The sequence below is a fragment of the Mitsuokella sp. AF21-1AC genome, assembly GCF_003458855.1.
GTDB lineage: Bacteria > Bacillota > Negativicutes > Selenomonadales > Selenomonadaceae > Mitsuokella.
This window is the reverse complement of sequence record NZ_QRVW01000020.1, coordinates 22089-28575: the sequence shown is the minus strand read 5'-3', so window position 1 is coordinate 28575 and position 6487 is coordinate 22089. Positions and strand designations below refer to the sequence as shown.

General features: G+C 55.4%; 4 protein-coding genes and 2 pseudogenes. All 6 read left to right on the top strand.

Annotated elements, in window-relative coordinates; genetic code table 11:
- Nucleotides 1–642 precede the first annotated feature (642 nt).
- Nucleotides 643–960, top strand: coding sequence for a TIGR04076 family protein (locus tag DWX75_RS08235; RefSeq protein WP_118015854.1), 318 nt, complete (start codon nt 643–645; stop codon nt 958–960).
- A gap of 8 nt (nt 961–968) precedes the next feature.
- Entirely contained in the window at nt 969–1550 is a 582-nt protein-coding gene (locus DWX75_RS08230) for a DNA-3-methyladenine glycosylase I (RefSeq protein ID WP_118015876.1), read from the top strand.
- A 665-nt stretch (nt 1551–2215) separates the two neighbouring features.
- Complete coding sequence (locus tag DWX75_RS08225; protein ID WP_118015853.1) at nt 2216–3604, top strand: 3-hydroxyacyl-CoA dehydrogenase NAD-binding domain-containing protein; 1389 nt, start codon at nt 2216–2218, stop codon at nt 3602–3604.
- Nucleotides 3601–3876, top strand: a pseudogene (locus DWX75_RS12365) (Crp/Fnr family transcriptional regulator); the annotation flags it as partial. The gene DWX75_RS08225 and the pseudogene DWX75_RS12365, both read left to right, overlap by 4 nt.
- Nucleotides 3877–4040: 164 nt before the next feature.
- Nucleotides 4041–4793: pseudogene (locus DWX75_RS08210) on the top strand (pyruvate formate lyase family protein); the annotation flags it as partial.
- 145 nt (nt 4794–4938) lie between these two features.
- On the top strand, nt 4939–6447 hold the full coding sequence (locus DWX75_RS08205) for a PucR family transcriptional regulator (protein WP_118015852.1): 1509 nt from the start codon (nt 4939–4941) through the stop codon (nt 6445–6447).
- Nucleotides 6448–6487: the final 40 nt, after the last annotated feature.

Here is a 6487-nt window from a genome sequence, read left to right as displayed (position 1 = left end):
CCGCTCACGGGGAAAGTGGCCCGCAGGGCCGAAAGGGGTCCATGGGCGGACAGGCAAGGACAATACTTGACTGCAAGTCCTTGCAAGCGTCGTAGCCCGCGCACGGGGAAGGGGGACCGCGTAAGCGGTGGAAGATGTCCATGGACGGACGGGAAAGAACAATCCCCGACAGCAAGTCCTCACAAGCGTCGCAGCCCCGCGCACGGGGGCGTGAAGCGCGGGATGCCGGTGGCATCCCCGGGTGTGGCCCGCAAGGCCGAAAGGGGGCCATGGACGAGATCTTGCACATATTTCGATTTATATGGAAATAGCAAGCTTCTGCGAGCCGTTACCCCTTCAGTCAGCTGCGCTGACAGCTTCCCCAAAGGGGACGCCAAGCCTTCTCCGCGCACGGAGAAGGGGGACCGCGTAAGCGGTGGAAGAGGTCCTTGAACTGGTGGGCACAAACAATGCTTGACCGCAAGTCCTCACAAGCGGCGTAGCCCCGCGCACGGGCGCGAAGCGCGGGATGCCGGGAGCCATCCCCAGAGAAGGTGGCCCGAAGGGCCGGAAGAGGTCCAGGGGCGAGATTTCGCGTATAAATAGAAATATCTTGAAGTTCCTGCACGAAGATGGCAAAATGTTTAATCGGGAGGGATTATCATGAAAAAGGTGCGGATCACGGTGATGCGCAGGGCTTGTTATGAGGACCTCATGGCGAGATACGAGAATCCGATTGAGGATGCCTGCACGGTGGAGGAGGGGCAGGTGTTCATCGCGGATGGCTGGCGGCGGCCGGAGGGGCTTTGTGAGAGTGCCTGGGAGACGATGTCGCCGTTTGTCATGGGGCTGGCACACGGAGCAGTGGACTTCTATGAGGGATGGATGAAGGATCCGCGCTCGGCGATGATTTCGTGCAACGACGGCTTTCGTCCGGTAAGTTTCCTGCTGGAAGCATTGGATGAAGAAGCAGAGAAATGAGGGATATGATGGAAAATCTTGAATGGCCGGACGGCAAACACCGCTGTTTCTGGGCCAATCCGAAGAATGAGCGCTACGTGCGCTATCATGACGAAGAGTGGGGGCAGCCCGTGCATGACGACGGCAAGCTGTTTGAGATGCTGCTGCTCGAATGCTTTCAGGCCGGGCTCTCGTGGGAATGTATCCTCAACAAGCGCGAGGGGTTCCGGCGGGCGTTTGCAGGCTTCGAGCTTGAGAAGGTCTGTGCGTTCACAGCGGAGGATGTCGAGCGGCTCATGCAGGATGCCGCGATCATCCGGCACCGCCGCAAGATCGAGGCGGCGATAGGGAATGCGCGCGTCTTCCGCGCAATCCAGCAGGAGTTTGGCAGCTTTGACCGCTATCTCTGGCAGTGGACGGGGAATCAAAGCCTCCGGGAGTACGGCCGGACCACGTCGCCCGTTTCGGATGCGCTCGCTAAGGACCTCAAGAAGCGCGGCATGAAATTCGTCGGTTCCACGACGCTTTATTCGTACCTGCAGGCCGTCGGCGTCATCGAATCGCACGAGCCCGGCTGCTTTCTGGGCGAAGGCAAGAAAGAGACGCAATGAATTGTGCCTGCTTGCAAGCATGGTTCGCTTATCAAAAGCGCCGTAAAACCCCGCCCTTCAGGGCTGGGGGGATAAGGCGCGTCCGCCGAATTTGCGTAAGCAATTGAAGGCGGACAACTGCTAACTTTCGTGGTATAATGAACTTAACCTAAAGAATACGAAAGAAAGGAGAAGCCCCGCCACAATAGATACTGGACGAATCGAAAACCAAGGCTCATTGCGAGCAACCAGTTCTTAGCGGGTTGAGGTTGCGTGTATCAACCTGTCGTAATTTAAAGACCTTACGGCTGTAAAGATAACAAGCATTCACATACACAAATACCGTGGGACACGCGGGAATTCACGCTTTTGGAGATTGTGTAAGACGAATAGGCTTAGGTCGATTTGCAACGGTCGTTGAATTAAGAATCCCCTGCGTTTACGCATGGGGAGTGTCAAGATACAATCAACATATAGAAAGGCCGGCGGGTCGAAGCGCCGATGCCCTTCGTACAAGCTCAAAGGCAACGCCCCCTTTCGCAGAGAAAGGGCAGCCAGCTTCGCCGGTATATTCAGTATATCATGGAGCTGGCTTTTTTCTATGGCCTCTTTCTGCCGGCTATAACTGGTGGCCGGGCATTCCTGGTGGTATAATAAATATAACAAATCGATGAAGAGGTGATTGCATGGAATACTGGGATATTTATGACAGCGGAAAGCGGGTTACGGGGCGCAGGATGAAGCGCAATGACTGGCATATGAAGCCGGGGGACTACCATCTGACGGTGCTGGCCCTGATCCGGGATGCCAAGGGGCGCATCCTCATCACGCAGCGCAAGGCCGACAAGGAATGGGCCCCGCTCAAATGGGAGATTCCCGGGGGCGGCGTCCGCGCCGGCGAGACGTCGGAGCAGGCCGTGCTCCGGGAGGTCGCGGAGGAAACGGGCCTGCATTTCACGATGCAGCAGGGCCGCTGCATCCATACGTACCGCAGCGACAGCCCGGCCGAGCAGAACAATTACTTCGTGGATATCTATGAATTCCGCGGCGATTTCACGCAGGAGGATGTCCGGATTCAGGAGGATGAGGTCGAGAGCTTCCGCCTGGCAAGTCCCGCGGAGATCCGCCGGCTCGGCGCACACGACGATTTCCTTCATTATCACAGAATCGAGGCGTTACTGACCATGGACATCAAGAAAATCACCATCGCAGGTGCCGGTACCATGGGGTATTCCATGGCGGATATCTTTGCGCAAAACGGGTACGACGTGATTTTGTGGAATCATCGTCAGCCCACGCTCGACCGGGCGCGCACGAAGATTTCCGCGGCAGCCGCAGACAAGATCACCTATACGACGAGCCTTGAAGCCTTCAAGGGACGCGATCTTATCGTCGAGTCCATCGTCGAGGACCTGCCGTCCAAGTTGGCCTTTTATCGCGAGATGAGCCCGCTCGCCGATGACGATACGATTCTTGCCACGAATACGTCGGGGCTTTCCATCAATAAGCTCGCCGCAGCCGTCACGAGGCCTGAGCGCTTCCTCGGCATGCACTGGTTCAATCCGCCGACGCTGATTCCCTTGATCGAGATCATCAAGAACGACAAGACGCGCCCGGATGTCGCGCAGACGATTTACAACCTGGCCCTCGCCATCCACAAGAAGCCGGCGCTCGTCGAGAAGGATGTGCCGGGCTTTGCGGCCAACCGGATCCAGCTGGCCGTGCTGCGCGAAGTGCTAGCCATGGTCCGCGACGGCGTGGTCAGCGTGGAGGCGGCCGACGCCGTGATGAAGTACGGCCTCGGCTTCCGCTGGGCCTGCCTCGGCCCCTTGGAAACGATCGATTTCGGCGGGCTCGACGTGTTTTATCACATCAGCGAGTATCTCGTGCCGGACCTTGAGGACTCGCACGAGGTACCGCAGCTGCTGCGCGAGAAGTTCGAGGCCGGCGACTACGGTGTCAAGACGGGCAAGGGCTTCTACGATTACAGCGGTGACAAAGCCAAGGAGGCGACGGCCGCCCGCGACAAGAAGCTCCAGGCCATCTACGACGCCCTTTACGGAGAGACGAAATGACTGGCCCCGCACCGGTTCCCTGCAAGGACTGCCGGGGGGACTGCCTCAAGACGGTGGATTTCCTCGCGGGCATGCCGCCCGACAAGATGCGGGAACTCTTGCGCCGCTCGGTGCGCCTGAAGCTGCCGAAGGGGGCCTACATCTTCCACGCCGGGGATCCCTGCGATGCCATCTACATCGTTCACAAGGGCCGCGTGAAGCTCTGCGTTTACGATGCGGACGGGCAGGAGCGCATTGCCGGCGTCTTCGTGGAGCGCGATGTCATGTGGGAGGGCGTGCTCGTGCCGGACTATACGGATGATCCTCAGATGCTTCGGCGCACGCGGGCGTTCCTCGATACCCTGACGAATGTCGAGCGAGTCGAGGTGCTGCCGTATCACAGCATGGGCCTCTACAAGTGGGAGGAGCTCGGCATCCCAAATCAGCTCAGGGATGTGAAGCCGCCGAGATGGCCCTCATCGACACCGATGTGCGCCGCACGTTCGCGACGGGCATCGCCGGCTTCTCGCATGTCGTCGATTCCCTCTGCGCCATCAAGTACGCCAAGGTCTCGACAATCCGCGACGAATCGGGCCTCGTCATCGACTACAAGGTGGAGGGCGACTTCCCGAAATACGGCAACGACGATCCGCGTGCCGACAAGATTGCCGTCTGGCTGCTCAAGACCTTCATGACGAAGCTGCGCAAGCATCACACGTACCGGAATTCCGAGGCCACGACGTCCATCCTGACCATCACGTCGAACGTCGTCTACGGCAGTGCCACGGGTGCGCTGCCCGACGGCCGCAAGGCCTACACGCCGTTTGCCCCGGGCGCGAACCCGTCGTACGGCGCCGAGCAGAACGGCCTCCTGGCTTCGCTGAACTCCGTCGCGAAACTGCCGTATGAGTACGCGCTCGACGGCATCTCGAACACGCAGACCATCGCGCCCGAGACGCTCGGCCACACGGAGGAGGACCGCGTCGCGACGCTCGTGCGCGTCATGGACGGCTACTTCAGCCAAGGTGCGCATCACCTCAACGTCAATGTTTTCGGCGTCGATAAGCTCATCGACTGCATGGAGCACCCGGAGAAACCGGAGTACGCGAATTTCACGATCCGCGTGTCCGGCTACGCCGTGAAGTTCATCGACCTGACGCGCCAGCAGCAGCTCGATGTCATCGCGCGCCGCGCCCATCAGAAGATGTAAGACAGCAGTATAAAGAAAAAGCCGGCCCTCGCAGCAAATCGCGCCGCGAGGGCCGGCTTTTTCCATATGATATACGTGTCTTCTATGCCTATATTGTAGTATAATAAAAAAAATCAGATTCGAAAGACTACAGGAGCGATGATGGATGTTTACCGTACGAGATGCGTTACAGATGGATTCGTTAAAGGAAGCGACATTGCTGGCAGGCCGTTCCGGCCTCGATCAGGAAGTCGGTTGTGTCGATATATCTGAAACGCCGGATTCTAATGAATGGCTTCGTCCCAAAGAATTCCTTATTACGACTGGATATTCCATTTGCGGCGATTTATCCAAGCAACTGGCACTGGTGCAATCGTTAGCCGATGTGGGAGGTGCCGCACTGGCTATAAAATTTGGACGGTTCATTGGCGATATTCCCAGTGCGATGGTCGAACTGGCCAATCGCGTAAACCTGCCATTACTCTCGCTGCCCAATAACGTCCCGTTCATCGATATTACGTATCCAATCATGCAGCGTATTGTCAATGAACAAGCTCAGGATTTGGAATATTCCGAAGCGGTGTACGAGACCTTGACGAAAATTGCCTTGGAGACCAACAGTACGGAAGAGATTTCTCAAGCAATCGAGAAATTGATCCATAAGAAAGCGCGGATTTATCCTTATGTCCTGACGCAACAAGCGATTCATCAGCTGGTGGGGTGGCAGTTGTTTCCCATTCAGGTAAAACATGTTACCTACGGATATCTGGCCATCCAATCGCAGGGTGCCTTATCGAAACGGGAAATCGTGACCGTACGCCATGCCAGTGTGATTGTTGCCTTACAACTCATGAGTTACCGGCTGGCCGCAGAGTCTGGCTGGAATGAACGCAGAGATCTGTTGGATGATTTAATCAGTGGAAGATTTACCAATTATGATCTGGTACAGCTGCGGGCACAGGAATTCGGTTTCTCTCTGAAAGGAGAAAAGGAACTGGCAATCTTCAATGTGGATAACTTTGCTTCGTATCTTTTGCAGAAGCAGGTATCAGAGCGGCAGGCTGTGGCGTTGCGACGCGATTTGTTTCGTTGTATTCAACGATTGATCCTGCAAACGCAGGCCGGGAATCGCAATTTTTTGACCGCACAACAGAACGATAAAATCATTTTATTGTGTTCTGCTCATGTGATTTCCTGGAAGAAAATCATACCAGAAATCCGGAAACAAATTTTTCATCTGGAACCATCCTTGACTGTTACAATTGGCATAAGCGAAGCCATTCATAAAATAGAAGAAATCCCGCAGGCATACAAAACAGCAAACCACTTAATCTATCTGAGCAGGAAACTGTATGGCCCGGGTCATACGTTATCGGAAAAAGATGCCGAATTATATCTCATCCTGGAACAAATTGACCATAAAGCAATATTCGAGGATACATTTCGCGATATCATCCAGTCCAAACATGCCAAGGCGTATTTCTTGACCCTACAGACTTATTTGGAATGCCAGGGAAATCATTCGCAAACAGCAGCAATATTATTTATTCACCGGAATACGTTACGGTATCGGCTGCAGCAAATTCAAAAATTGCTGGGAAGAAATCTGGATGACCCGGAGACGCGCGTATTTTTATGGCTGCTCCTGAAGGGGAGGAAGTTGCATTATTCCTGATTTTTGTTCAGTTTGCACAAAAACCATATATTTTTTCATT

Excerpts from the sequence above, each read along its gene's own strand:
- DWX75_RS08235 (WP_118015854.1), top strand. The coding sequence starts at position 643 with ATGAAAAAGGTGCGGATCACGGTGATGCGCAGGGCTTGTTATGAGGAC.
- DWX75_RS08230 (WP_118015876.1), top strand. The coding sequence starts at position 969 with ATGGAAAATCTTGAATGGCCGGACGGCAAACACCGCTGTTTCTGGGCC.
- DWX75_RS08225 (WP_118015853.1), top strand. The coding sequence starts at position 2,216 with ATGGAATACTGGGATATTTATGACAGCGGAAAGCGGGTTACGGGGCGC.
- DWX75_RS08205 (WP_118015852.1), top strand. The coding sequence starts at position 4,939 with ATGTTTACCGTACGAGATGCGTTACAGATGGATTCGTTAAAGGAAGCG.